29 protein-coding genes and 1 pseudogene are annotated in these 25,210 nt (G+C 60.7%); 28 read left to right on the top strand and 2 right to left on the bottom strand.

The features are described from left to right. From FQ320_RS25915 to FQ320_RS23520, 28 genes and pseudogenes are all read left to right on the top strand, one after another. Window positions 1–299: pseudogene (locus FQ320_RS25915) on the top strand (hypothetical protein); the annotation flags it as partial. Continuing rightward, on the top strand, window positions 296–1,012 hold the full coding sequence (locus tag FQ320_RS23655; RefSeq protein ID WP_148475749.1) for a hypothetical protein: 717 nt from the start codon (window positions 296–298) through the stop codon (window positions 1,010–1,012). The pseudogene FQ320_RS25915 and the gene FQ320_RS23655, both read left to right, overlap by 4 nt. A gap of 151 nt (window positions 1,013–1,163) precedes the next feature. Further along, complete coding sequence (locus tag FQ320_RS23650; protein WP_255509697.1) at window positions 1,164–1,877, top strand: hypothetical protein; 714 nt, start codon at window positions 1,164–1,166, stop codon at window positions 1,875–1,877. Window positions 1,878–2,024: 147 nt separating this feature from the next. Beyond that, a complete protein-coding gene (locus FQ320_RS23645) occupies window positions 2,025–2,600 on the top strand; it encodes a hypothetical protein (RefSeq protein ID WP_255509696.1) in 576 nt (191 codons plus the stop codon). Beyond that, a complete protein-coding gene (locus tag FQ320_RS23640; protein WP_148475747.1) occupies window positions 2,601–4,637 on the top strand; it encodes a phage terminase large subunit family protein in 2,037 nt (678 codons plus the stop codon). Continuing rightward, window positions 4,634–4,831 (top strand): phage head-tail joining protein, encoded by a 198-nt coding sequence (locus tag FQ320_RS23635; protein ID WP_148475746.1) that lies wholly within the window; start codon window positions 4,634–4,636, stop codon window positions 4,829–4,831. The genes FQ320_RS23640 and FQ320_RS23635 overlap by 4 nt, the downstream gene beginning before the upstream one ends. Next, on the top strand, window positions 4,828–6,294 hold the full coding sequence (locus FQ320_RS23630) for a phage portal protein (protein WP_148475745.1): 1,467 nt from the start codon (window positions 4,828–4,830) through the stop codon (window positions 6,292–6,294). Before FQ320_RS23635 ends, FQ320_RS23630 begins: the two co-directional genes overlap by 4 nt. Next, on the top strand, window positions 6,284–8,380 hold the full coding sequence (locus tag FQ320_RS23625; RefSeq protein WP_148475744.1) for a head maturation protease, ClpP-related: 2,097 nt from the start codon (window positions 6,284–6,286) through the stop codon (window positions 8,378–8,380). The genes FQ320_RS23630 and FQ320_RS23625 overlap by 11 nt, the downstream gene beginning before the upstream one ends. An 82-nt stretch (window positions 8,381–8,462) precedes the next feature. Further along, window positions 8,463–8,810, top strand: coding sequence for a DUF2190 family protein (locus FQ320_RS23620; RefSeq protein ID WP_148475743.1), 348 nt, complete (start codon window positions 8,463–8,465; stop codon window positions 8,808–8,810). After that, on the top strand, window positions 8,810–9,148 hold the full coding sequence (locus FQ320_RS23615; protein ID WP_148475742.1) for a hypothetical protein: 339 nt from the start codon (window positions 8,810–8,812) through the stop codon (window positions 9,146–9,148). The genes FQ320_RS23620 and FQ320_RS23615 overlap by 1 nt, the downstream gene beginning before the upstream one ends. Then, a complete protein-coding gene (locus FQ320_RS23610) occupies window positions 9,145–9,570 on the top strand; it encodes a hypothetical protein (RefSeq protein WP_148475741.1) in 426 nt (141 codons plus the stop codon). The genes FQ320_RS23615 and FQ320_RS23610 overlap by 4 nt, the downstream gene beginning before the upstream one ends. A 53-nt stretch (window positions 9,571–9,623) precedes the next feature. Then, entirely contained in the window at window positions 9,624–10,046 is a 423-nt protein-coding gene (locus tag FQ320_RS23605) for a phage tail tube protein (protein WP_148475740.1), read from the top strand. Window positions 10,047–10,049: 3 nt separating this feature from the next. Next, window positions 10,050–10,394, top strand: a complete 345-nt coding sequence (locus FQ320_RS23600) for a hypothetical protein (protein WP_148475739.1) — start codon at window positions 10,050–10,052, stop codon at window positions 10,392–10,394. Between the two features lie 131 nt (window positions 10,395–10,525). Continuing rightward, on the top strand, window positions 10,526–10,711 hold the full coding sequence (locus tag FQ320_RS23595) for a hypothetical protein (protein ID WP_148475738.1): 186 nt from the start codon (window positions 10,526–10,528) through the stop codon (window positions 10,709–10,711). 112 nt (window positions 10,712–10,823) lie between these two features. Then, window positions 10,824–12,923, top strand: a complete 2,100-nt coding sequence (locus tag FQ320_RS23590; protein ID WP_148475737.1) for a hypothetical protein — start codon at window positions 10,824–10,826, stop codon at window positions 12,921–12,923. Continuing rightward, window positions 12,923–13,615, top strand: coding sequence for a hypothetical protein (locus FQ320_RS23585; RefSeq protein WP_148475736.1), 693 nt, complete (start codon window positions 12,923–12,925; stop codon window positions 13,613–13,615). The genes FQ320_RS23590 and FQ320_RS23585 overlap by 1 nt, the downstream gene beginning before the upstream one ends. After that, window positions 13,615–14,202, top strand: coding sequence for a hypothetical protein (locus FQ320_RS23580; RefSeq protein ID WP_148475735.1), 588 nt, complete (start codon window positions 13,615–13,617; stop codon window positions 14,200–14,202). Before FQ320_RS23585 ends, FQ320_RS23580 begins: the two co-directional genes overlap by 1 nt. Beyond that, window positions 14,199–14,582: a hypothetical protein gene (locus FQ320_RS23575; protein WP_148475734.1), complete on the top strand. Its 384-nt coding sequence runs from the start codon at window positions 14,199–14,201 to the stop codon at window positions 14,580–14,582. Before FQ320_RS23580 ends, FQ320_RS23575 begins: the two co-directional genes overlap by 4 nt. Further along, entirely contained in the window at window positions 14,583–16,613 is a 2,031-nt protein-coding gene (locus FQ320_RS23570; protein WP_148475733.1) for a hypothetical protein, read from the top strand. Window positions 16,614–16,685: 72 nt separating this feature from the next. After that, the gene (locus FQ320_RS23565; protein ID WP_148475732.1) at window positions 16,686–18,893 is read left to right on the top strand and encodes a hypothetical protein; all 2,208 of its coding nucleotides are present in this window, start codon (window positions 16,686–16,688) and stop codon (window positions 18,891–18,893) included. Window positions 18,894–18,906: 13 nt separating this feature from the next. After that, window positions 18,907–19,548: a hypothetical protein gene (locus FQ320_RS23560; protein WP_148475731.1), complete on the top strand. Its 642-nt coding sequence runs from the start codon at window positions 18,907–18,909 to the stop codon at window positions 19,546–19,548. 270 nt (window positions 19,549–19,818) lie between these two features. After that, the gene (locus FQ320_RS23555; protein WP_148475730.1) at window positions 19,819–20,454 is read left to right on the top strand and encodes a hypothetical protein; all 636 of its coding nucleotides are present in this window, start codon (window positions 19,819–19,821) and stop codon (window positions 20,452–20,454) included. Between the two features lie 61 nt (window positions 20,455–20,515). Continuing rightward, complete coding sequence (locus FQ320_RS23550; RefSeq protein WP_148475729.1) at window positions 20,516–21,319, top strand: M15 family metallopeptidase; 804 nt, start codon at window positions 20,516–20,518, stop codon at window positions 21,317–21,319. Window positions 21,320–21,346: 27 nt separating this feature from the next. Next, window positions 21,347–21,571 carry a hypothetical protein gene (locus FQ320_RS23545; RefSeq protein ID WP_148475728.1) on the top strand — a complete coding sequence of 75 codons (225 nt, stop codon included), beginning with the start codon at window positions 21,347–21,349 and terminating at the stop codon, window positions 21,569–21,571. Beyond that, entirely contained in the window at window positions 21,568–21,891 is a 324-nt protein-coding gene (locus FQ320_RS23540) for a hypothetical protein (protein ID WP_148475727.1), read from the top strand. Before FQ320_RS23545 ends, FQ320_RS23540 begins: the two co-directional genes overlap by 4 nt. A 429-nt stretch (window positions 21,892–22,320) precedes the next feature. Continuing rightward, a complete protein-coding gene (locus tag FQ320_RS23530; RefSeq protein WP_187394055.1) occupies window positions 22,321–22,908 on the top strand; it encodes a Panacea domain-containing protein in 588 nt (195 codons plus the stop codon). After that, a complete protein-coding gene (locus FQ320_RS23525) occupies window positions 22,901–23,284 on the top strand; it encodes a hypothetical protein (protein WP_148475724.1) in 384 nt (127 codons plus the stop codon). The genes FQ320_RS23530 and FQ320_RS23525 overlap by 8 nt, the downstream gene beginning before the upstream one ends. Before the next feature lie 129 nt (window positions 23,285–23,413). Then, entirely contained in the window at window positions 23,414–23,602 is a 189-nt protein-coding gene (locus FQ320_RS23520) for a hypothetical protein (RefSeq protein ID WP_148475723.1), read from the top strand. Window positions 23,603–23,965: 363 nt separating this feature from the next. On the opposite strand, the gene FQ320_RS23515 is transcribed toward FQ320_RS23520, so the two are convergent. Both FQ320_RS23515 and FQ320_RS25910 read right to left on the bottom strand, forming a co-directional pair. Continuing rightward, complete coding sequence (locus tag FQ320_RS23515) at window positions 23,966–24,649, bottom strand: hypothetical protein (RefSeq protein WP_255509698.1); 684 nt, start codon at window positions 24,647–24,649, stop codon at window positions 23,966–23,968. Window positions 24,650–24,707: 58 nt separating this feature from the next. Further along, entirely contained in the window at window positions 24,708–24,857 is a 150-nt protein-coding gene (locus tag FQ320_RS25910; RefSeq protein ID WP_187394054.1) for a hypothetical protein, read from the bottom strand. Between the last annotated feature and the right edge of the window lie 353 nt (window positions 24,858–25,210).

Below are 25,210 nucleotides of genomic sequence, written 5' to 3'. Positions count from 1 at the left end.
AAGTGTTCGCCAGTCGGATCGGCCAATCGTCGATCGAAAGCGGATGGGCGCCTGAACTGATGGGGTGGGTCACCACCGAATGGAAGTGGCCCGGCGACTATGTGGTCAGCAAGATCTCCGAAGGTGCGCGGGCTGCGGTGCGAGAGCATGAGCGGCTACTTTCTGCGGACAAGGCGGGCGTGGATCTGACGGCGGCCGATCGCGCGCTTTTGGAGCGTCGTCGCGCCGCCATAGCGCGCTGCGAGAATGCCCGCGCCCTGGGCCGTGGTGAGCGCGCAACGCCGGGGGTGCGGACATGAGTAGGATGGGAGGGTTACAGATCGGTGATGTTATCCCGGTTACCGCTCCGGCGGCCGTTCTGCCGAAAAGGGCGAGAATGGAAAAGGTGGGCAATCAGCGGGGCATGATGCGGCGCGAGATGAGCGTGAAGGGTGCATTGGAGTGGGCCTTCGGTGTCGAGCATGCGCAATTGGAGTTTGATGAGGTTGCAGCGGTGGGCGGCCTTGGACTGCCTGGTCGCGGGGCTGAGGCGCGGCTGATGGAACAGGGTGCGCTGGGGTGCAACATCGACACGTTCCGTGGTCGCTCACATCCCCATGACGACGCTGATCTGATCGCATCGGTTGTCCGCAATAGCCTGCTGTGGTTCCAGTCGGTGCGGGTGGCTGAACTGGCCCGCGCCGGGTGCGTGCCCGATTGGATGCCTGAGGCCCGGCTGCAGTGCGTTCCGGTCGCCTGGCGCAAGAGCAACCAGCACGGCGCAACGGCCCGAACCGAAGAGGTGGGCAGGATAACCTATCGCACGCGGCGCGGTACGATCACGAAACCATTACTGGTCTGTCCGGTCACCTATTCTCCCACAGGCGCACAGATCGCTGCTGCGCGTCGGTCCTATCTGGAATGGTGGGGGTGGCTGCTGGACGTGCGGGTAGGGCTGGCTGCGGTCGATTTGGGGCGTATCCATGTGACAGATGTGATGCCTCCTTTGCGGCCATGGCAAAATAAAGGTTGACTACTCGCGCTAGCTCGTATTGACATTGAGCCAGCACTACAGCCGCGCCCGGAAGGAAACCCCTTCCGGGCGCTTTGCGTTTGTGATGGGGGCTGCAATGCAATCGCGGGTAATTCCCGCAACAGGTCATTGAGGCTTAGGGGGATCGATCATGCTGTTCATGCCGATGGATACCTCGGACTTCACGAAAGGTCTCAGCGACGTCGAAAAGCGGCAGGTGCCATTCGCGACTGTCAACGCGCTGAACGATACGGCCAAGGATGTGCACGATCACATGCAGACGCGAATGGATAGCGTCTTTGACCGGCCCACCCGGTTCGCGCGCAATGCCTTCATGGTATGGCGTGCGAACAAGTCGACGCTGACTGCCGAGGTGAAGGAGCGGCCATCGGTCGGTGCCCGTCACTTCCTGAAAGTTCAGGAGCAAGGCGGGGCCCGCTCGAATACAGGACTGGAAAAGCTGATGCAATCTCGTGTCAGCTTTGGTGGCCACATCCAGGCTGTGGTTCCTGCAAGCGGAGCCAAGCTGAACGCCTTTGGCAACTGGTCACCGGGGGAACGCAACCGGGTTCTTTCCGCAATCCAGTCGCAAAGGGAAACGGCGACGAACACGACAAAGGACTCGCGCAAGCGTCAGTCCAAGCGGGCGGGATACTTCGTGCCGCGTGCGGGATCTAAGCTGTCGCCGGGCGTGTGGAAGCGGCAAGGCAAGAAGAGCCTGACGAAGGTTCTGCACTTCACCACGTCGATGCCGACATATCGAAAGCGGCTCGGCTTCTATGATGGCGCTGAGGAAGTGTTCGAGGCGAAGTTCCCGATCCACTTCGAGCGGACATTGGCGCGGGCTCTGGCAACCGCCAGATAAACCGGCGGGTCCTTCCCGGCCTTCCTTCGCACAGGGGTAATTCGCACCCCGGTAGTTGCGCGTCTCTTAACCAACGAAAAAGCCTTAACTTAACTTCGGGGTGATATGTCGGGTTTAAACGCAACGGAACTGGCAATCAGACTGGGTGTGTCCAAACCCCGGATCAGCCAGTATCTCGCGTCCGGCAAGTTGGATGGCTGTTATGTCGGCGAAGGAAGATCGCGGCGGTTTGATGCGGCAAAGGTTGTCGCGGCGCTGGGGCGGCGGCTTGACCTTGGTCAGATGACCGGAAACGGTCTGGCCACGCGCAAGGCGATGAAAGAGATCGCCGAGGATGATGCCAGGACCACAGGCAGCAACAGGGCAGGGGAAATTCTGCCGCCAAATGATCCTGATCGCCTTGAGCTGGCGACCATCCAGATCAAGGAAGAAGACGCCCGCCGCCGGAGACGCGAGAACGCCAGGGAAGAGGGTCTCTGGGTGCTGGCCGAAGAGGTTCAGCGTCATTCGGCCCGGGCCATGTCGCATGAAGTCGGCCAGTTCGACACAGTGTTGCGGGATGGATCGCGGGCGGTGGCCGATGCCTTTGGGATCGATGCGCGGCAAGTGCGAAAGGTATTGGTCGACCATTGGCGCGCACATCGTGCCCGCCGCGCTGAGCAGCTGGCCAACCAAGCGACCGGCGCGCCGATGAGCGACACTGAAAAGTCCGAGTCCGACTGAATGGGTTTCCTGTCTTCGGCAGAGGGCGCCGTGATGGCGGGGATGGCGCTTGCCATGACGCCGCCAGCGCCGCCTGATATCACCCGGTGGTGCCGGGACAACATCGTGTTTGACGAACGGTCACCGTTTCCCGGCGCTTTCGATATCAACCGGTTTCCGTTCCTGCGCGAGATCCACGAGGTTCTGAGCCCGGAACATCCGTCGCGCGAAGTCACGCTGCGCGGCTCGGCCCAATGGGGCAAGACGGTGTCGGTTCTGATCCCGACGTTGGCGGCGTGGCACGAGTATGGACCGCTCGACAGCCTGGTGGTGCATCCGACCAGTTCGGCAGCAACGGAATGGGTGCGCACCAAGTGGATGCCGATCCGGCGACAGGCGCCCGCCTTGATCGAAATATTCGGCGAGGGGCGCGGCGAGCAGACTGACACGCTGCACAATCAGGAAACCATTCGTCGCGACGGCACGCTGAAAGTGGTCAGCGCCGGATCTCCCGATGACCTGGCCGGCACAACCCGCCGGTTGGTGCTGATGGACGATGTCGCGAAGTTCGAGATGACGCCGAAAGGTGATCCCGAAAAGATGGCGGAAAGCCGGGCATCGGGGTTTGATGAGGCAAAGATCGGACGGATCTCCACGCCGCAGATCGCGGGCACCTGTCGGATCACGCGGGCGTTCAATCGTTCGGATCAGCGGTTCTATCACGTGCCGTGCCCGCATTGCGCCAACATGGCGCCGCTGACCTGGGAGAACTTCAAGAAGAACCTCAATCCGGAACGGTTGGGCAATGCGTGTTTCAGCTGTGACGCCTGCGGTGCAGTGATCACCCACGCACACAAGCGTGAAATGGTCGCGGCAGGCCGGTGGGTGGCGCAGAATCTGCGCGGCGATCACCCCGGGTTTCATCTGTGGCGGGCGTATGTGCCGCAGCGCGACTGGGCATCGATCGCCATCGAATACGCGCAGGTCATGGGATGGACCGGTGTCCATGCCTCGGCCAAGACCGAGGATGAGGCAAAGGAGACGGTTGAAGCCGAGACCGAACAGACCTTCTGGAACGATGTTCTGGGTCTGCCGTTCGAACAGGCGACGAAAGGCCCGGACTGGGAAAAGTTGCGCGACCGGGTCGAGAATGCGGAAGCGGGCAGCGTTCTGGCGCGCGGTATCGTCCCGGCTTGTGGGGTGTTGCTGGCCGCCGGTGTCGATAATCAGGCCGACCGGATCGAAGTCAGCATCGTGGCCTTCGGGCGCAACTATCGCCGCTGGGTCGTCGATCACATCGTGATCCCGCATTACATCGGCGATGACGACGGGCGCGCGGCACTTGATGCGCTGCTGAAGACCACCTGGCGCACCGAACTGGGTCTGCGACTGCCGATCGACATGATGGCCGTTGATGAAGGCGGATTTACGGAAGACGTGCGCGACTGGGCCAAGCGCCACCCGTTCACCCGGGTGATCCTGATCAAGGGCGCATCGACCGCCAATGGCCCGATCCTGCGGCCACAACAGGACCGCAAGGCGAACGGGCGGGTGATCCGGCGGCAGAAGCGTGGCTGGATGCTGAACGTCAGCCAGCTCAAGGCGGATTTTTACGGCTGGCTGGCGAAGGAAGACGCGGTCGAACGCGGGTTCGTCGCCTTTGCCCGGGGTCTCGGCGATGAATATTACCGCCAGATCACGTCAGAGGTGCGGATCCTGAAACGCGCGCCCTCGGGCGTGATGGTGTCGCGGTGGGAATTGGTTGAACCGGCGCGCCGGAACGAATGCCTGGACACGATGAACTATGCCGAGGCCGCCGCGCGCAAACGCGGCTGGACGGCGATGACCGATGGCCAGTGGGACATTCTTGAAAACGAACGCGGCATTACGCCGCCCGAAGCGCAGCCCGATCTGTTTGATGCCGCTGTGTCCGTGGTGCCGCTGTCTGAGCAGGCCACGCCGAAAGCCCCGCCGGAAGCGCCGGGCACAGACGATGTCGAAAAACCGGACCTGGGCGACACGCAGGGCTGGATCGCACCGAAAGGAAACTGGCTGTGAGCTACACGCAAGACGATATCGACAGCCTGCGCAAGGCCATCGCCAAGGGCGTCAGTCAGGCAAAAATGGGCGAGGAACAGGTGACGTTTCGGTCCCTGGCCGAAATGCGGTCGACCCTGGCTGAAATGGAGCAATCCGTGAACGGTTCGGTCAGTCGCCAGCATTACCCGACCTTCGTGGGGCGCCCGGAATGAACTGGTTGGACCGCGCCATTGCCAGCGTCTCGCCCCGCGCGGGGCTGCGCCGCGCAACGGCGCGCGGGGCATTGCAAGCACTGGCGCATTACAACGCGGCCAGCGTGTCGCGGCGCAGTTCCGGGGTCAGGGCGGTGTCGGGCGATGCCGATGCGGTTGCTCAAGGCGTGCGCCGCCGGATCATGCTGTCGGTGCGCGACGTGGTGCGCAACAATCCGACCGCCAAACGCGCGGTGCAGGTGTTGGTCAACAACATCATCGGCACCGGGATCGAACCGAAACTGGTCAGCGATGATGAGCGCCTGAAAGAGGCGTGGAAAAGCCGCGCGGCAGAGCTCGACAGCGTGGCGTTCGATGTGCTGGGCGCCAGCACACTGGCGGGGATCCAACGTCTGGCGGTGGAGACGATGGTCACCGATGGCGAGGCGCTGATCCTGTGGCCCGACGATGCGCGCAGCGGTGGTCAGTGTCAGGTGAGGGTGCTGGAATCCGAGTATCTGAACGACAGCCTGCAGGGGCGTGCCGATATCGACGGTCACGTTGTCTATGACGGGATCGAATACGATCAGGCCGGACGCGTTGTCGCCTATTACCTTTATGACGAACATCCGGACAGCGCCGTCTGGCTGGGTCCGCTGCGTGGGGTGGAATACACGCGCGTTGATGCCTCGAGGGTGATCCACCTTTATCGTATGGACCGGCCCGATCAGCGGCGCGGTGTCAGCTGGTTCGCGCCGGTGCTGGACGATCTGGTGGCGCTGGCGGACAACGATGAAGCGCAGCTGATGCGCCAGAAGATCGCCGCCTGTTTCGCCGCCTTCTGGCGCTCAGAGAAGGCGCCGGAGAACGCCGGGGTGCCGAAGACCCTGTCGCCGGGTCTGATTCAGCAAATCGGCGCTGATGATGAGGTGACATTCGCGTCACCGCCCGATGTGACCGGCTATGATGATTTCGCCCGCATTCACCTGCGCCGGATCGCGGCGGGTCTGGGGATCACCTATGAGGCGCTGACCGGCGATCTGAGCAATGTCAATTATTCCTCAGCGCGGATCGGTCGCATCGAGATGAGCCAAGGCGTCGAATCAATTCAGTGGACGCTGGTAATGCCGCGGCTGTGCGCGCCTCTGGCAAAATGGATCCTGCAGGGTTGGGCCCATGCGGAGCCCGCTCTGGTCAGTGCGCTGTGTCTGGCCCGGCTGGACTGGACGCCACCGCCGCCGGTTATCGCAGATCCAAAGACCGAGACACAGGTTTCCGTGCAGCGGATCGAGGCCGGACTTTCCAGCCGTCACGGCGAAATCCGCCGGATGGGATATGAGCCCGGCGCCATCGATGCCGAGATCACGGCCGACACGGAAATGCGGCGCAGCCTGACAGAGCTCAAGTCTGCACCCAAGGCGGGACCAACCGTTGAGCAGGCCGCCGAAACACTGATCGAGGAAAGGAACCTGGATGCCGCGTAATATCTATCTTGAGGGATCGGTGGGCAAGGCGTTCGGCCCCGAAGACCCGCATTTCACCCCCGCCCAGCTGCGCGCGCAACTGGAAGGTCAGGGCGATGTGACGGTGCACGTCAACTCGGGCGGGGGTGTAGCGGCAGATGGCTTGGTTATCTATCACATGCTGCGCGACCATCCGGGTTTCGTGACCGTGATCGTAACGGGAGCCGCAGTCAGCGCCGCAAGCCTGTTTGTCATGGCCGCTGACAAGCTCATCATGCGCGACGGTTCGATCCTCATGATACACGACCCCGCCGCTGATTTTTTCGGCACTGAGGATGATCACCGGGCCGTGGCAGAAATGCTCGGAAAATTGTCTGCCGGATACGCGGGTATCTATGCCGCCCGCGCCGGAATCACCCCCGAGGCCGCGCGCGAAATCATGCGATCGGAAACCTGGTACGGCCCCGAAGATGCCGTCGCCGCCGGGTTCGCCGATGAGGTCGAGACGGATGACGCCGAAGCGCCAGCGGACTTTGCCTATGCCGCCTATGACCACGCCCCCCGGCATTTGCTGGCGGCAACCCGAGCCAGCAATCCCGGCCGCCGCGCCGTCCTGGCCATGATGTGCGGGCAACCCGCCAAACCCCTGAAGGAGACTAAAATGAGCAAGGTACCCGCCGCCCTGGCCACGGCCAGCGAAGACGAAGATCAGGCCGCCGCTCTGGCGCTGGAAGCGGAAGACGATACCACCGATGCCGAGGCCGAAGGCGGCGATGGCGAAGACATCCTTGAGGATGTCGCCACCGCTGAAGGCGGCGACGCCGATGAAGATCCGGATGATGACGAAACGCCGGAGGATGAAGCCGTCGCCATCATCGATCTGGTCCTGATGCACGGCGGATCTCTGAATGTGGCGCGCAAATTCATCGCCGACAAAACACCTCTGATGGGCGTGGTTGCCCACTATCGCACGAAAGGACCGAGCGTGAACAAACAAAAACCCGGCGGGGCGACCGCCCGGATCACCCGTGACGAACGCGACACCCGCCGCGCCGGGATCGAAGGCGCCATCGTCGCGCGGATGTCGCGCACGAATGAGGTGCGCGGCCCGGCGCGTGATTACATGGCGCTGACCCTGCCCGAAATGGCAGCGGCCAGCATCGGCCACCGTGGTCGCGTGACGCGCGGTGGCGGCGAAGCGGACGTGATCCGCATGGCCATGGGGTCGCACTCGACCAGCGATTTCCCGGCGATCTTTGAGAACGCCCTGAACAAGCGGATGATGTCGGCCTATCAGTCGGCAGCGCCAGCCTATCGCGCCATCGCCGAGCGCATGGATTTCGCTGATTTCCGTCCGCACCCGATCGCGCAGGTTGGCGATTTTCCCACCCTCTTGCCGGTGACTGAAACCGGTGAGATCAAGTTCGGCACCGTCAGCGACAAGAAGGAAAGTGTCGTTCTGGTGCCCTATGCCCGGGCAATGCGGATCAGTCGCCAGATGATGGTGAACGATGATCTGCAGGCGATCGACCGGCTGCTGAGCAGCCGTGGCCAGGCGGTCGCCGCATTTGAAGACAGCGCATTCTTTGCCATGATGCTGTCGGGGGCCAATGGTGATGGTCCGACCCTGCTGGAAACCACACGCCAGGTGTTCAACACCACCGACAAGACCAAGGCGGGCACGGCGGCCGCAATCACCCCAACGAGTGTTTCCAAGGGTATCGCAGATATGCGTTCGCGCAAGGGCGTCAGCGGCGAAACCTATCTTGCCGTCGAGCCGCGTATCCTGCTGACCGGCCCGGCCAAGGAATTCGAGGCAATGCAGTTGCTTGCGCCGATTCAGGCCGCACAGGCGTCGAACGTCAATCCTTACGTTGGCAAACTGACGCCTGTCGCCACGCCGTATATCACCGACAATGCCTGGCATCTGTTTGCCGATCCGGCAGCGGTGCCGAGCTTCATGTATGGCTATCTGCAGGGCGAAAGCGGGCCCCGCATGCGGATGGACGAACCGTTCGGTCAGCAGGGCATCGCCTATTCTGTCGAACTCGATTTCGGCGTGGGCGCGATCGATTATCGCGGCGGCTTCAAGAACGCCGGCGCGTAACGCGCGCCCCGGCTGAACCACCCTGACAAGCGGCGCCCTTTGGGCGTCGTTTTGTCTTTCCCCTCATTTTGGAGTTGATCCGATGAAGACATACATCCAACCGGGCGAAAGCCTGACCATCCCCGCACCTGCCGACACGCTCAGCGGTGCAGGCGTCAAGGCCGGTGTGCTGTTCGGCGTTGCCCAGCATGACGCGCTGAGCAGCGACGATCTGTCCATCGCAACCGTCGGTGTTTTCGAGATGGCGAAGACCTCGGCGCAGGCATGGACCGTTGGCGCTGCGATCTATTTTATCCCCGCCAGCGGGCTGTGCACAACGGCGACCACCACCGGCAACCTGCTGATTGGCGTTGCGGCTGCGGTGGCGGCCAATCCTTCGGCCACCGGCATCGTCCGCCTGAACGGTGCCGCCCCGGCTGCCGTGACCTGATGAGCCTGTTCGACGGAATGGCGGGCGTCCTGACCGGTGTGTTCGGGGCGCCCACCATTTATCAGCCCAAAGGCGACGTATCGCGCACAGTGGATGCGGTCTGTCGCAATGGACCGATCGAGGTGACGGATGCCGAGGGGCACACAGTGATGATCCTGTCACCCACCCTGCGTGTGCGCCGCGATCTGGCGCCCGAATTGGCCAGGGGCGACATTATTTTGCCCTCGGCTCCGGTCACGATGGCCGGTCGCACGTTCGAGGTGATCAACATGCTGCCCAGCGGATCACCTGCGCAGGACAGTTTCCTGATCGCTGAGCTGGAAGAGGTGGATCCGTGAGCCACTATCGCAGCGACTATCGCACGGCCGTGCGCACAGCTCTCAAGGCATCAAGTGAGTTCGCCGGATTCACGATCATGTCGGCTTGGGCGCAGAAGATCGATGCCGAGACCCTGCCGGTTATGGGCGTTGCCACCCCGCGCGAGGGCAAGCAGCGCGACAGCCTTGAGAGTTCGGCGCGCGAAACATCCGTGATTGTCGCGCTCAAGCGGCAGGGCGGTGAGGATATCGAAGACGTTCTCGACGATGACAGTGCTGTCATCGAACGGCTTGTTCTGTCCGCGTTGGAAGCTGACGGGCAGGACTGCCAGCTGGTCGATACGGAAATCGATCTGGATGGTGGCGGTGCCAGACGCGTCGGCACGCTGATCATGAGATTCACGGTCACGGCCTGGCTGGCCGAACCGCTGGCCGGGGTCTGACCCCGAGAACCCGCGCCCCACGGCGCAAACATCACATCGAAAGGATCTGACCAATGGCTGCAAGCAGCGGAGCGGTGCGGGGATATGGCTCGACTGTCCGGGTGGGCGTCGGAGAAACGCCAGTCTGGACGAAACTTGTCGGCGTCGAGGAATACGAGTTTCCCGACCAGACGCCGGACAACGAAGAGGTGACCCACCTTGAAAGTCCAAACGACACGGAAGAGTTCATCCGGGGCATGAAGAAGGCGCCGACCTGGGCGCTGAACATGCATTACGCGCCCGGCAGCGAGTCCGATATCGCGCTGACGGCACTTGAGGCCAGTGGCGCAGATTACCTGCTGGAGCTGACCGCCGTCGGTGCAGATCCGGTGGAGTATGCCGCCTATCTGAACAGCTGGCGGCCGATCGGGATCAACGCCAAGGGCAAGATGATGGCGGTTGCGACGATGACCGTCAAAGCCAAAGTGGTGGCATAAGTCATGGCGAACGCACTCAAGGGCGAAGTCGCCGTCACCGTCGCGGGCAAGGTGTGGATCCTGTTGATGGATTTCAACGCCATGTGCGCCTTCGAGGAAGAGACGAAACTGAAGGTCACCGAGTTCATGGATCAGATGGAGAATGGTGGTGACCTGTCCGCCATTCATATCCGAGCATTTATCTGGTGCATGTTGCTGGAACGTCAGCCGGACGCGACCAAAAAGGACGCTGGTCGGGTGCTGTCAGAAGATCCCGACGCCCTGACGCGTGCCCTTGGCGCTGCTTTCCCGGATGCGGAGGCGGATACGGAAGAAGCGCCGGGGGAAGCGAAGGCAGCGCAGGGTTAGATTACCTTGCGCTGCTGTCAGACTATATCGCCGCCGGGTTCGATCCGGCGGCGTTCTGGCGTCTGACCCCGCGCCTTTACCTGGCGCATATGAAGGGCGCAGGCACCCGCGCGGCCCATAGGCGCGCTGATATGGCCGAGGCGGTCTATGTCGGGGCGCAGTCCGGGTCGCAGCGCGATCTTGAACGATACATCGATGCGCAACGCGGCGGGGCGGTGACCTTGCCGCCAGAAGCAATGGCTGGCGTTCTGCGTTCGGCCAGTTCCGGAATGGCGACAATCAGCCGTGCCGATTTTTTAAGACAGCAAGGGGGCTGAAATGGCGGCAGGAAATGTCGGTGTATTGCGCGCGCGTCTCGGCCTCGATGCGGGGCCGTTCAACCGTGGCCTGAAAGGTGCACAGGGAACTGCTGGTCGGTTCTCGGCGCAGATGAAGAAGATGATGGCCGGTGTCGGTGTCGCCATCGCCGGGGCGTTTTCGGTCAATGCGATCAAGAATTCGATGGCGACGATCGATGCGCAAGCCAAACTTGCAAAGTCGCTTGGTACCACCACGACCTCGATGCAGGTGCTGGCGCGCGCGGGCGATCTGGCCGGTGTGAGCATGCAGAGCATCGAGCAGGGCACAAAGGACTTGTATCGCCGTCTCAGTGAAGCGGCGACGGGCGGGGGGCCAGCTGCAGACGCGCTCAAGCGGCTTGGCCTGTCGGCGCGCGACCTGTTGAAGCTGCCGCTGGATCAGCGATTGGGCACCATCAACCAGGCTTTGAAGGACTTCATCCCCGAAGCGCAGCGCGCGTCTGTGGCGGGCAAGCTGTTTGGTGAGGAGGGATCGATCGCACTGGCGCGTCTCGACCCTGCGACCATCGCCCAGGCGACAGAAGAGCTGAAGTCCTTCGGCTTTGCGATTTCGGAAACCGATGCAAGCAAGATCGAGGCAGCGAATGATTCAATCTCGAAGCTGGGCCTGATTGCGCAGGGATTGATCAGTCAGATCACCGTCGCGATCGCGCCCGCGCTCAATGCGATGGCGCAGGGTTTCGCGAACGTCATGCGCGAAGGTGGAACCCTGCGCACGGTGATCCAGACGCTGGGCGAAAACATCGGCCGCATCGCTGCCTATGCCTCATCCTTCGTCGCGTTCATGGCCGGTCAGTGGGTGGTGGCAAGGGGGGCGGCTGTTCTTGCGACGGGTGGGCTGTCCCGCGCGCTGTTGGTTCTGCGCGGTGCGATCATGCGCACCGGTATCGGCCTTCTGATCGTTGGAGCGGGGGAGCTGGTGTTTTGGTTCTCTAAAGTGGTGGCCGGGGTCGGCAGCATTGGTGGCGCGCTTTCCGCGCTTGGCAACGTGGGAAAGGCCATTTTGGAAGGGATGGGTCGGGCTGCTACTGGCCTTGGCAATATGATGGCGGGCGCTGCGCAGAGCATCGCGGGGCATTTCGTATCTGCATTTGCAGTAATTGGCAGCAAATGGGACTTCTTAATCAACGGAATGCTGAAGCCTTTTAATATGATCATGTTCGTGCTTGGAGAGCGCGCCAGAATTGGTGCTTCTAACGTCGGCGGAGCACTTGGGAAAATTGGCGAGGATTGGAAAGGCAAAGCCGCGAGGAACTTTAAAGAGGGTTCTGGGCTTATTGCGAATTCGATGAACATTGTTTCGCCCGCGTTTGAACTCCTGCGCCGCGCCGTCACTGATGCCGGGGACGATGGCGCAGCGGCACTTGATGGCGCAGCGGCATCCGTCGCCAATCTCAATGACGAACTGGCAAATAGCGCAGGTGGTGGCGGCGGGGGAGGCGGAGCGAAAAAAGAAGCTGACAAAGCGGCTGATGCACTAAAAGCGTTGCGGACAGAATACGCTAACCTTCGCGCCACCATCGGAATGACCGAGCAGCAGCAGAGCGTCTATAATGCGATTCAGTCCCTTGGAGCAAATGCCACTGCCGGGCAGCGCGCCGAGGTGCAGCGACTGACGCTCGCAATAGATGGGCTTAAAACAAGGTCCGAGCGGCTGAAGGAAACCTTTGGTGAAGTTCGAGATTCGATGAAGTCTGCTTTCACTGGGCTTGTGACTGGCGCTAAAACTCTCAAGTCCGCGATTGGTGACCTGCTTGGCAAGTTCGCCGACATGCTGGCAAGCCGCGCCTTCGATGCGCTCTGGGGCACCTTGGGTGGCGGAAAGGGCGGCGGCGGTGGCGGTTGGCTGGGCAAGGTCATGGACAGTGTGTTTGGCAGCATCGGCAAGAACGCAAATGGTACGAACAACTGGCGCGGCGGTCTAACGCAGATCAATGAGCGCGGCGGCGAAATCATGAACCTGCCGCGCGGAACGCAGATCATCCCGAATGACATCAGCAAACGCATGGCCGACCGTAACAGCGCAACGCCCGGAACGATGAATATCAACGTCAGTGTCGACGGCGCGAACGGCGATCAACACATTATTCAATTGGTGCGGCAGGGCGTGTCTGCGGGACTGCAGCAGGTGCCGAGTATCATGGCGAACCATACCAAGCGGATGGCCTGATGTTTGTCACTTTCCCTTTGAATCTTCGATTTCAGACATCCGGTTTCCAAGTCGTTGGCGCGTCCAGTGAGCCGAAGCAGTCGGTCGGCGGCGCGTTTTCGGTCCAACCGCGACTTGGAGCGCATTGGGTTGGGGCAGTCACAGCTATCACAACGAATGAGGAAACCATCCTGGCCCTGCAATCCTTTGTTGCGGGGATGGAGGGGATGCTTGGCACCACCTCGGTTCCGGTGTTCCAGCGCTACAGTCCGCGCGATGGGCAGGGTCGCCTGGCCCCCCGTCGGTCCACCTCTGCGCTCGGTAATGGATTGATGAATGAGGGTGCCGGGTCTGAAACTTCAGAGTTCTGGGGCTTTGACGGTGGTCCGGCGATCTCTGGCAATCTGGCAGAAGCAGCAGCGCTGCGCGCGGCTGAAATCACCATTGCGCGCACCAACTACTCCGAGTTCCGCCCTGGTCATGATTTCAGCATCGCAGGGCGGATGCACAGGGCAATTCAGATCTGGCCGGATGGTGAGAATGACCGGGTGCGGATCACCCCACCGCTGCGAACGGCGGCGGATGCTGGTGAGATGGTGATCATGGATACCCCGCATTGCCTGATGCGCTTCGCCAGCGAGGGCGAGGGGCAGCTGGTCTATGAGACGGCGCATGTGCACCGCGTCACGATGAATTTTGTCGAGGCGATCTGATGGGCGCGCGTGATGATCTGCTGGCCATCCCGGACGAACAGCTGCGCAGCGGAAAGATTGCCGAGGCCGTGCTGTGCTGGATGGACTTCACCACCGGGGCGAAACGCTGGTGGGCGGGTTTCGGCGATCTGGATCACGTTGGCCACATTTGGCAGGGCACGGGCGAGGCGATCGATATCAGCGATCTGTCGTCGGACTATCAGATGAGCGCCGATCCATTGACGATCTCACTGGCCGCGACAACCGAAATGATCCTGCTGGCAAAGGACTCCCGCGCCGCGGTGACCGGTCGCCAGATCGTCGTCTACTCGCAACTGTTCACGACCGAACGTATCGGCGCTGTCGGGCCATGGCAGGCGATTGGAAGCCCGATGGCGCTGTTTACCGGCACGATGGCCGCGATGACCTATTCGGCGCAGGGTCCAAAGGACAAGATGATCAGCCTGCAGTGCGAGGGCTTGTGGGTGCGCCGCAATGCGCCGCCGCGTGGGTTGCTGACCGATCGGGATCAACAGGCGCGCCACCCCGGCGACAAGGGCCTGGAGCGGGTGGCGGTTTATACCAACCACTCGACACGCTGGATATGAGATTCGCGCGGGGGTCCGACCTGCCGTTGCTGGTTGAACTGGTCGGGCGGCTGGTGGCGGCGTCTGGCATCCCGCTGGCGATGGATCCGGATCACACGCGGTCCGTCTTGCGGCGGTTGATCATCAGCGACAACGCGGCGGTCTGGGTTACGGCGCGGGGTTTCTTGGCGGCATCGATCGAGCAGACGGTCATCAGCCCGGCGCCGGTTGCAGCGGAACACGGCTGGTATGCCGAGGATGGCAAGGGCCTGCGCCTCTTGCGGGCGTTTGAGGCATGGGCGGCGGAGCGTGGAGCAATGGTGCGGCTCTCCACCGGCATCGGTGGGCCCGATCTGTCGCGGCTTGGCTATCGGTCTGTTGAAACGGCCTGGGTGAAATAAATGGCAATCTTTACAGCTATCATCGCCTTCACCGGCTTTGTCGTTGGCACCGGGACGATCCTCGGGTTGTCGGCGGGCCTGTCTGCGGCGCTGATTGGCATTGGCAAGGCCATCCTGTGGAGCGTTGCGTCAGCGGTTTTCGGGCCGAAGCCGCCAAAGGCATCGCCGCAGGAAGTGCAGGCCATGCTGGCGCAGGCCACCGGGCCGCGTATCCGGGGTTACGGCGAGTTTCTGTTGGCCGGAACGCGGGCGCTGTGGGAGGCGCAGGACGGCAAGCTTTATCAGATCATCGCCACTCATCACGGCGATGTATCAGAGATCGTCGGCTGGTATGTCGACGGTGAGCTGGTCACGTTTGACGTTGACGGCGAAGCGACGACCGGCAGCGCAGTCGGGTATCTCAATGTGCAATCGATCCTGTCGGGCGACGGTGGCGATTATCCAGATGTGCGGGCCGCGCTGCCGACGATCTGGACCGAAGACCACAAGCTGACCGGGCTGGCGACTTACAGCGTGATCATGACCGCACCCGCGATTGACCAGATGTCGAATAAATTCCCGCGCAGCGACCAGACCAGTGTGCAGATGGCGGCAAAGCTGTCCGAGGTTATGGACCCGCGCACGATGGTGGTGGGCTATACCGACCTGACCGGGCCTTGTGTGCTGGATTACCTGACACACCCGGACGGGTATCGCATCCCATTGCCTGCGATTGATCTGGACAGTTTCGACCAGTTTACCAATCTCTGTGACCAGGACGTTGATCTGAAAGATGGCGGCACCGAAAAGCGTTATCGCGTCGGCGGATATTACACGCTGGAGGATCAGCCGAAGGAAGTCACCGCCCGGCTACTCGCCACGGCAGATGCGCAGATCTACATGACCCCTGAGGGCAAGGTGGCGATCCTCGGCGGCGAATGGCTGGAACCAGATGTCACCATCACGCCGTTGGATATCTTGAGCTTTGAGATGTCAGACGGTGTTGATGTGTTCACCGACTTTAACGTGCTCAAGGGCATCTTCATGTCGCCCGCACACCGTTATCAGCAGACCGACGCGCAGGAAATGCGGGACGATACCGCGCTGCTGACCCAGCCGGAGCGGGTCGATACGTTTGGCGTCGATATGTGCCCCGCGTTCGGCCAGATGCGCCGCCTGATGAAATGTCATTGGAATGCCCGGCACCGGGACTGGACCGGCACCATCAAGACGAACCTGGTTGGCATGAAGGCGCGTTTCCCGCGCGGGCAGGGCAAGCACGTCATCCGGCTGGTAATTGAAGATCTGGGCATCGATCAAGCGTTCGAAGTGCTGGGCCACAGCTATTCCGTGGCGGATCGGACCTGCGACATCACCGTTGCCAGCATCGAAAACCCGTATCCTTGGGATGCCGAAACCGAAGAAGGCGACCCGCCGCCGCCGCTCGCCGACCTGGTCATGACCAACGCCTATGTTGACCCGCCGACCGGCTTGACGCTCGGGCAGGAGGTTGTCGGGCTTGGCGAGGGGCTGAACGCCGTCCGCCTCACTGCGACGGTCGATGATCCGGAACGCGATGATCTGCAACTGACGGCCGAGTACCGGGAGATTTCGGATTTCTTATGGCGTCCGATGATTGTCGGGGTCGGGGATCTTCGCGCGCATTCCGAAACCGTGCAGGACCGGCAGACATATAACGTCAGGGCGCGGTGGCAGGGATACACAGACTATTCGATCAGTGAGGAAATATCGGTGATGTCGAACCCTGTGGCACCGGACACGGTGACGGCGCTCACGTCATCCGAGGCGGGCGGCACGATCACGCTATCATGGATCAACGGCGGCTCAGGCTATTATCGCACCCGGATCTATCGCAGTGACAGTGCCACCTTTGGCAGTGCGGCCGTCTGGGTGACGCTGGCGGGCCTTGCCGGGACGGAACAGACCTATGACGACATGCCCGGCACCGGGACTTGGTATTACTGGGCCGTGACCATCAACCCATCGCTGATCGAGGCCACACCGACCGGGCCTGTCAGCGAGACGATCTAACCACAATCAATCGACCCATCGCGCGCGGGATTCCCCGCGGGCTTTGGTGTGCCATATTAAGAAGGGTTCGCCATGCCGACCGAAGCAGACAAGATCTTCCGCGAATTCAACCGCTATACCGGCGACGGCAAGCAGGGGGAGCCGGTGGGCGCACCCCTGCCGATAGGAGATCCGGCGTCGGGGGTCGCACATATCAAGAAGCGGGAAATCCGCGATTGGGCGAATAACTTTGTTTTCGATCAGACCAGCGTCAGCGATCTTGAGGCGGCAGATGCGGCCGCAGATGGCAGGATCACTGCCCTGGAGGGCATCGCAGTATCGGGGGCTATCCCTCGCGAGGCGGTCGCGCTGGCCACCACGGGCAATATCACGCTGACCGGCGAGAAAACCATCGACGGCACCCTGACCAGCGCCAGCGCGGTGTTCGTTTGGAAGCAGGACCGGGCCAAGACGTTTACCGATCCCGATACCGGAGCGACGGACTCCCCGGACAACGGCGTTTACATCACGGCGGGAGGTGCTTGGACGCGGCGCGGCGATATGGACGTGGCAGGCGAGGTCCAGCGGTCATCGGTCTATGTTAACGGCGGCACGGTCAACGGCGGGTCTACGTTTTACACCGGGTCCGAGGTCACAACGCTCGGGACTGATCCGATTGTCTGGCAGTGGATCGCGGATCAGAGTGATCTTGCCTCCCAGATTTCCGAAAACCGGAGCGCGATTGAAGAAAGTGACATTATACTTAGGGGAGTTGAGGTCTATACTGACCTGCAAGGCCGATTGGTCACCGTATTTGATGCGGACGGTGTGCGTCGGGTCCTGGAAGTACAAACAGACGACATCCCGACCACATCATTCGCGCTGTCGGCCTACGGTTACGATCAGACTGGCATCCAATCAGTCGAGACCATACCGGACTACCCGAGCTACCCCACCTTCATGCGCGTGGTGCTTGACGAAAACGGAAATCGACGTGTGATCGAGGCGTATGGGCCGTTGCTGGACTATGTTGCGGGCGGCGGTAGGCTCACGGGCGGTTCGGGTGAAGCTGGTGTCTCCTATGTTTCCGCTCGAATGTCTCCGCTCAAGAGCGGGTTTTTTAGCCGAACAGCAATCACGATGGTCCTATGGTACGGCCAATCCCTTTCGGTCGGTGCTGACGCGCAACCCGCGCTGTCCCTGACACAACCATGGTCAAACGTCACTTTCGGCGGCGGGCCGAAGGCCACAGTCACAGGAACCACCGCGCTCAAGCCGCTGGTCGAGGATGACCTGACCGGCGATGGAACAACGGGACGCGGCGAAACTCCAGTCTCATCCAGCGTGAACATGGTTTCTGAATTGATTGCGCTGGAGGATGGCGATGATCCAAATGATACCGTTCTACTTGGGTCAACCGCTGGGCACGGCGGCTACACCATTGCCCAACTCAGCGAGGGTGGGACATGGTTTCAACGGCTGAAAGATCATGTGACCGGCGCGAAGGCCCGTGCGGACGAGCTGGGGGTTACGATCAGTATGCCGGTCGTCTGCTGGTTGCAAGGCACGTCTGACGGCCAAACCACCAGCGTGTCTGAATACGCCGCATCGCTGGTAGCCTTGCAAGAGTCTGTCGAAACTTTCGTGCAGACGACTTTGGGGCAGACCGATCCTGTGATCTTCCTGTTGTTCAACGATCCCGGGTATACCTTGCCTGATGGCATTGTTGCCCGCGCGATGAATGACGTCATCGACGCAGGGTCGGGGAAGTTCTTCTGGGGAATGCCACACTATCGTTTCTTCGGGTCAATGACTGGCGGGCTGCACCCGACTTTGCGTGGATACCAGATCGCTGGGAAGTACGCAGGTGTGGCTGTAAAGCGGATCATCATCGATGGAGTAGAACCGCCGTCGCTGCGGGTCAAATCGGTGACGGCGCGGGGGACGCGGGTATCTGTTGCGCTCCATGTGCCGCAACGCCCGGTTGTCTTCGACCCGCTGGCCCTTCCGGCTGCGGTCAACAACGGTTTCTCGGCATCCGATGGGGCCGGGGAGTTAACTCTTTCCGAGATGGAAATCGTTGACGGCGATAAGATAGAGTTCACCGTCAATCGCGCCCTCGGGGCCAACCCGATTGTTGACTACGCCATAACCAAAGCTGGCGCGGGTTTCCCTGCCGTGAGCTCTGCAGCGGGATGCGTCCGTGACAGCACACAAACAAAATCGCAGGTAAGCTCCGGTGACGTGCCTCTGTGGCATGCTTTGGTGCCATTCCGTAAACCCATCATCATCCTGCCATAAGAGGCCAAACAAAATGCGTATTATCACACAAGAAGGCACTGTACCTGCCGACAGCGTTCTGCCCACATTCATCGGACTGTTCCCCGGCCTGATCGACCCGCTGGACATCAAGGTGCGGGATAGTTTCTTCACGCCATCCCAAGCGAGCGTTATTGGTAGAGTTCCGGAAGTCGTTGTTGCGGGCGTTGGCGCGTGGGCCGCAACGTCAGTGACACTTGTCCAGCCCGGAGACGGTGGGTTTCTGGAAGGCCGCAGCACCGGCAGAAGTCATGCCTATCTCGACCTCGGGCAGACCACGTACGATGTCCTAGGGGTTTTCAGGACCGAGGCTGGCTTTAACTCAACGCGCGCTATTGTCAGTCGTTATCAAGACGAAAACAACAACTACGAGATCCGATTGTCTGACACGACTGGCGGCGCCGTGTTCAACAGAGTTGTTGGTAATGTCAGAACAGTCATTGGTGCAGGATCCATTGGCCCAGCCGGTGAGATCGTGCGTGCCAAGCTGGAAGTGACCCCGACCAGCGTGCGGGCCTATGTCGATGATGTCCTGATCGGAGAGGATGTCAGCACGACATTCGCGGATGCCACGTCAGCAGCAATTTTTATCGAAGGGATCAGGGGCCGGTGCCTCGATTTCATAGCGGGTTGGTAGGATGGACCAGTCGCCACAGGGCAGGGACGGCGAACCCCACCCCGTGGCTGACCAAACCGACGGATAGGAAAAATCGGCATGGCTAGAGTAAATCAAAGCGGGGGCGGGGCGATTCTGCAATGATTGCTTTGCGGGTCTATCGCGAGATCACTGAACACTTCCCCATGCGCGTGTCGTCGTGCGTGGCCTGCCCGGCCCGTTAGCTTTGCGGCAGGACGGTCCTGTAATCCGTTCTCACCCATGCCCACACCCCCAGCACAAGGACTCCTCATGTCCGATGAACACAAGCCACTGCGCCAGATGATCTGGGAGCGGTTCATTTCGAAATCTGTCGACTGGCTTGTGGTTGCGGCGATTGGCGGCCTCGTGATCATGGTCTTCGATCCGGTCAAAGAGCGCGCGATGGCGATCTGGAACACGCCGGACGCGCTGCACCAGCTGGTGGTCAGGGTCGAGAGCTTGCTGGGCCAAATGGCCGATGTGCGCGATGACATCGAGTCCCTGCGCCGCCCGTCCGAGGTGTTTGAGGTTTCGCTCACCAACACCCGGCCGCTCGATGGCCACTGTGTCGAGCGCGAACCCTGTGACATCCAGATCAAGGTGCGCCGGATGGCCGAGGGTGTGCGCTGCCGGATCGTGCCAGGATCAACCCAGTGGGGCTTCATCAATCCTCGATCGGATCTGTTCGCCCCGGCACAACGGATCATTCCGGGCGTGGCGCGCAACATCGGCATGACCTGGACGACGATCGACGTGCAAGTGATGACGCCGGTTGGTCTCGAGCCGACGGCCGACTTCGTGTTCGAGGCGTCCTACACCAGTTGCCCGGGGATGACGCCGCGGGATGAGCCGCTGACGTTCCAGTCGTCGCGCATCCCGTTCCCGATCCGCACCCGCGCCCGCTGACCCACCAACAATTGCAACCTTCATGCCCCGCCAGCGGGGTCTTTTGCCATGGGAGATGAATATGGACGTGAGACAGATCCAGATGCTCTACGCATCCGCAGGATATTATCGCGGCGCGATCGATGGAGATCCCGGCCCGCTGACCCGCGATGCGGCGGCGGTCATCGAGCGCAATGCCAATGCCATCCGCAGCCACTGGCCTTGGTCGCGCCGCCTGATTGCTGCAGCACAGACCGTGCTGGACGCCCAGGGGCACGAGCCGGGCGTGATCGACGGGTATGCCGGGCACAACACCGCCGAGGCGCTGACCAGCTGGCTGAGCGAGCAGGCGGGCGTCCCAGCCGATGTGAGCCGTGCGCCGCTGCCGTCGCGCCCCACGCGGACGCGTCTGCCACGTCAGGCCGAAGTCGCGACCGCCTATGGCACGCCGGGACCGGGGGGCACGGTAGAGCAGCGCTTGGGCTGGGCCGAGACACCCGCGCCCATGCGGCTGGACTGGGATCTGGACACCACCGTCACACGGCTGCGGGTGCATGCCATTTGCGCAGCGCCCCTGACGGCCGCTCTGGCCGCGGTGCTCGAGCATTATGGCGAGGCGGAATGGCGCAGGCTGGGTCTCGATCGATATGCCGGCGGATACAACCCGCGCCGGATGCGGGGCGGCACCAGCTGGTCGATGCATGCCTATGGCTGTGCCGTTGACATCTTCGCCGCGCCGAACGGCCTGCGAACCCCATGCCCGGCCGCGCGGTTCTGCGGATCCGAGTATCAACCATTTCTCGACATCATGGAGCGCCACGGCTGGCTGTCTGCAATCCGCCTCTGGGGTGCGGATGCGATGCACTTCCAGATGGCGCGTCTCTGAAGTTCACACACCCTGAAAGGACATCCCATGAAGACAATCGCGACCTGGACTCCGTTCGTCCGCTATGCGCTGATCGCGCTCTCCGCCACTCTCGTTAATCGGGGCTTGCTGACGCCCGGAGATGCGCGGGCTTTTGCCACCGATCCCGCCATCATTGAGCTGGCGGTGGGTGCGATTACCGCCGCAGGAACGCTGATCTGGTATCTGACCAGCCGATCGCGCGCAGCAATCAAGCAGGCGATGGATCGGTGACGAAATTCGCTCTGATCGCCGCGTTGTTGCTGTCCCTCAGCCTCGGGGCAGCAGCATGGTGGCAGTCGGGCAGGGCGGACAGCGCCGAAAGCCGTGCCGCGACTCTGGCCCGCTCGGTGGCCGCGTTGGAAGCCTCACTGACACAGCGGGCGGCCGCCGCGAAGATCGCCGTCGAACGTGCCGCCCGTTGGCAGCTCCGCGCCGGGGAACTGGACGCGACGATTCAATCCATCCTGACAGCCGATCTTGGGGAGTGTGCCGATGCGCAGCTTGATCCTGACCTTGCCGATCTTCTTGGCCGCCTGCGATCCGCGGACTGAGTATGTGCCTGTGGCCCCGTTTGTGCCGGCCGAGCTGCTGACACCGTGTCTGATCAGCGATCGAGTGGCGCAGACCTATCGGGATCTGGCCGTGCTGGCGACAGAGCACCTGCGCAGCGCGGAATGTGCGAACGGGAAGGTCGAGGCGATTGGGGGAATATTGATGTCGAAATGAGTATGCGCGGGCCGGACTTCGAGCCAAATGCGGTGTGTGGCGGCAAGAACCGCTCCGGCTTTTGGTGCGGTATTTGCGAAATCTTAACGCCGACGGTACAATGCTTGGAGAGGTGTTTACTGGCTATCGTTGCATCGGTCGAATGGGGTGAGCGCGTGCGCTAGGAGCGGTGGTCCGCCTGATCAACTTTTCTAACACAGGCTTGGAATGTTGGTAATTTCGTCTATGTGGATACTCAGATGGAGTCTTGCAAGATGAATGACGCAGCCCCGAGGATTGTCACAATGAAGCCGAATGTGCCTCGCATTCTGGCTTCCCTTTACCATGTGATGACCGAGGCCGTTGCGCGGAAGCGTAAAGTCTCGCAGTACGATCTTGTGAAAACTCTGTTTCTGGCTGATCGCGCTCATCTTAACGAGTGGGGGCGTCCCATCACATACGACAACTATACCGCGATGCTTCACGGGCCGGTGCCTTCACTGGCCTACGACCTCTTGAAGGCCAACATGAAGTCTCTGCATGATTGCGGTATCGAGGCGCTCCCTTGGAGGGTTGTCGACCAAACAAGAACTGTAAAACACTATTTTCCACTGAATGGTGCTTTCGATGTCGACCAGTATTTGTCCGAGAGCGATATCGAAGCTCTGAATGATGCGCTGGGGATGGTCCTCCGTCTGGGGTTCGGCCAAATTCGAAAGCTCACTCACGAAGATCAGGCCTATGTGGACGCTTGGCGAGAAGATGGCGGCAGCGCAGCCTATGACATGAAGCTTGGGCTCCTCTTCGATGAGCCGAACTTCGATCAGGCCGCGATGCTGGCCGAATACTCGCCGTATGTTTAAGACTGGAGATGTGGTTCGTTTCTTCAGTCCTACGGCGGGTAAGGAAAAGTTTCATCTCTGCCTAGGCCATGGAGATAGCGGCCCACTCTTCGCGTTTTTATATCTTAATTCAGGCTCCGGCTACCGGGGCGATTGCGTTCTTGAGGATGGCCAGATCCCCGGACTGCCGAAATCGCCAACTGGAGAAAGTGTCGTCTCGTTTTCGCTGATTATTCGGATGGGGGAAGACCGTCTTAAGAAGTTTGGAGCCGAGAAGACGGGTGAAGTTGACGCTCATCTTGCCGGTGAATTGGCCGCGTTTGCCGAATCCACCGCCGTTCTCACCAGGGCGGAGAAAGCGTTCGTCGTTGGGGCGCTCCGGTCGCTGTTCTCCTGACTAAACTCTGACTTTATTGGCTTCGGTGCCGCTCTGATCCAAGGCAAATCGTGTTTCGACTGAGATCAGCGCTCAGGGCGTATACCCTCAGGCCTTGCCGGTCAGATTTTGCAGTTTTAAGGAGCCGTCATGACCTGGCCGAACACAATCCCCTCGGATCTCCGCAAGGCGCTTGATAACACATTGGGGGCCCGCAGCGTCGGGGCAGCCGAGGTGTGGGGTGCGGTGAAGGAATGGCTCGAGTTGCACGGCGCGGAGGCGCCCGAGTTGCCAGTTGAGCCATCACCACCAGACCCGTGGGACTGGATGGATCAGTAGCGCGCAGTTGTTGGATTGGCTGCCAAAATGTTTTGCATTTTATTCGTAACCCATTGATATGGTTGACGCCCGGTGCGGGGCGATTTGCACCATAACGCTATAAAATCGTTTGATTATACCGGCCCTCCCCAGCGCGCGCATCTAGTGTTCTGCACCAAACACAAGATGCCCGTATGAAATCAAGCGTGAGTCTAGGAGGCAAGTATGCCTGGCGAAAACCTTGGATGACCGCTCCCAGCCCAATCTGGACATTCGTTCAGCACTTGGAGCGGGTGGCGCCACCTGCAGGTCTGGCGGAAACCGGACTTTCGCTGCGGGTGCCCATTTAGCAAGTCTCCCGTCACTAACTGACATTCAGAGAGGTTATCTTCGTTCCAAATCAAATCCCACGATTGATCGCAGAAGTTCACACAGTTCAACTCGGTTGGAGCTGGCAGAAGCAGAATGCAGCAGCGTGTCGAAGTTTATGAGAAGTGCAGAGTTTCTCCGTGGGTTCAAGAGGAGGCAATCCGACCATATATCAACCTCATGCTCAATTGCCTCAGCATACTTCAAAATCCAGTACATCAGCACCTGCCTAAAGTCCCCCGCACCAAAGTTTCGGCCTGTATGCTTCACCTCAATCAGAAATTTTCCAAGCGAAAAGTCTCCAGCCCCCGAAGCAATCCATCCCATCCCCGGTATCACAGGACTAGCCTCAAGCTGAGAACCGGAATGTTGTTCCTGCACGCTTCGTAGCATTGCAACTAGGTTTTGTGCTGCATGTTCTGCGACTGACTTGTCGCTATCTGCTATCCCGTCGGGAATTTTCGCATCGAAATGCCTACTCTGACGTTTTGCCGCGACTTGGATACACCCTTCCCATTGTGGATCTAGTTTTCCAGCCAAAATTTGCTCGGCCCGAGTTACTGCAAGCTCAAACAGCATAGCCTTTTGAAGCTGACTTTGATCAACCATTTCGTTCGATACAGGCTCTATACCTTCAAATGAGAACGCTTTCCGATTCAGCGAAGCAACGAGCCCTCCACTAAGCCGGGGGAAAAGCATATCCAAGACGCCGGGGATGTCCCTCGCAACAGTCCTTGGATCTCGAAATGGGAGCCTCTTAAGCGCCATTTTTGGTCCATTCTAAAAAGGTTGCTGCAAAAGTTTGTCCCCTGTTCGGCTCAAATCCGAGACGCCAAGCTTGCGAAAGTGACCGTCTTAGCTGATTTCTCGACTTTTCACCTTCATCACCAAAATCTCCGGCGGCCATCCAGAGCATCCTTTGTTCGTCAGGGCTTAGAGTTTCCCATTGGTTCCTCAAGCGAGTAAAGCTTGCCCGATCACGCCAGTGCCGCCAACAGTCGATGCAGGCTCGCCTAACTGTCGAAGATGAACTCGTGTCAAAGACACTCCTGACGTAAGTTCCTCTTGAATCGGTCCGTGTAAAGCGTATTGCTCGCAGGAAATGAAGGTTATTAGCCTCTGGCATCAGAAGGCAGGGGAATCGCGTTTGGAACTGAAGGCGTGAACGGTCGCTCTTGCCTGTGAGGGCGAGATGGATTCTGAATTGGGGATTGCGTTCACGGAGTCCTCATCCTCATGCAGATTTTTCTATCCGCCTTC

Source organism: Oceaniovalibus sp. ACAM 378 (genome assembly GCF_008085915.1).
In the GTDB taxonomy this organism is placed as follows: domain Bacteria; phylum Pseudomonadota; class Alphaproteobacteria; order Rhodobacterales; family Rhodobacteraceae; genus Oceaniglobus.
This window is presented reverse-complemented; position numbering and strand designations above follow the sequence as displayed.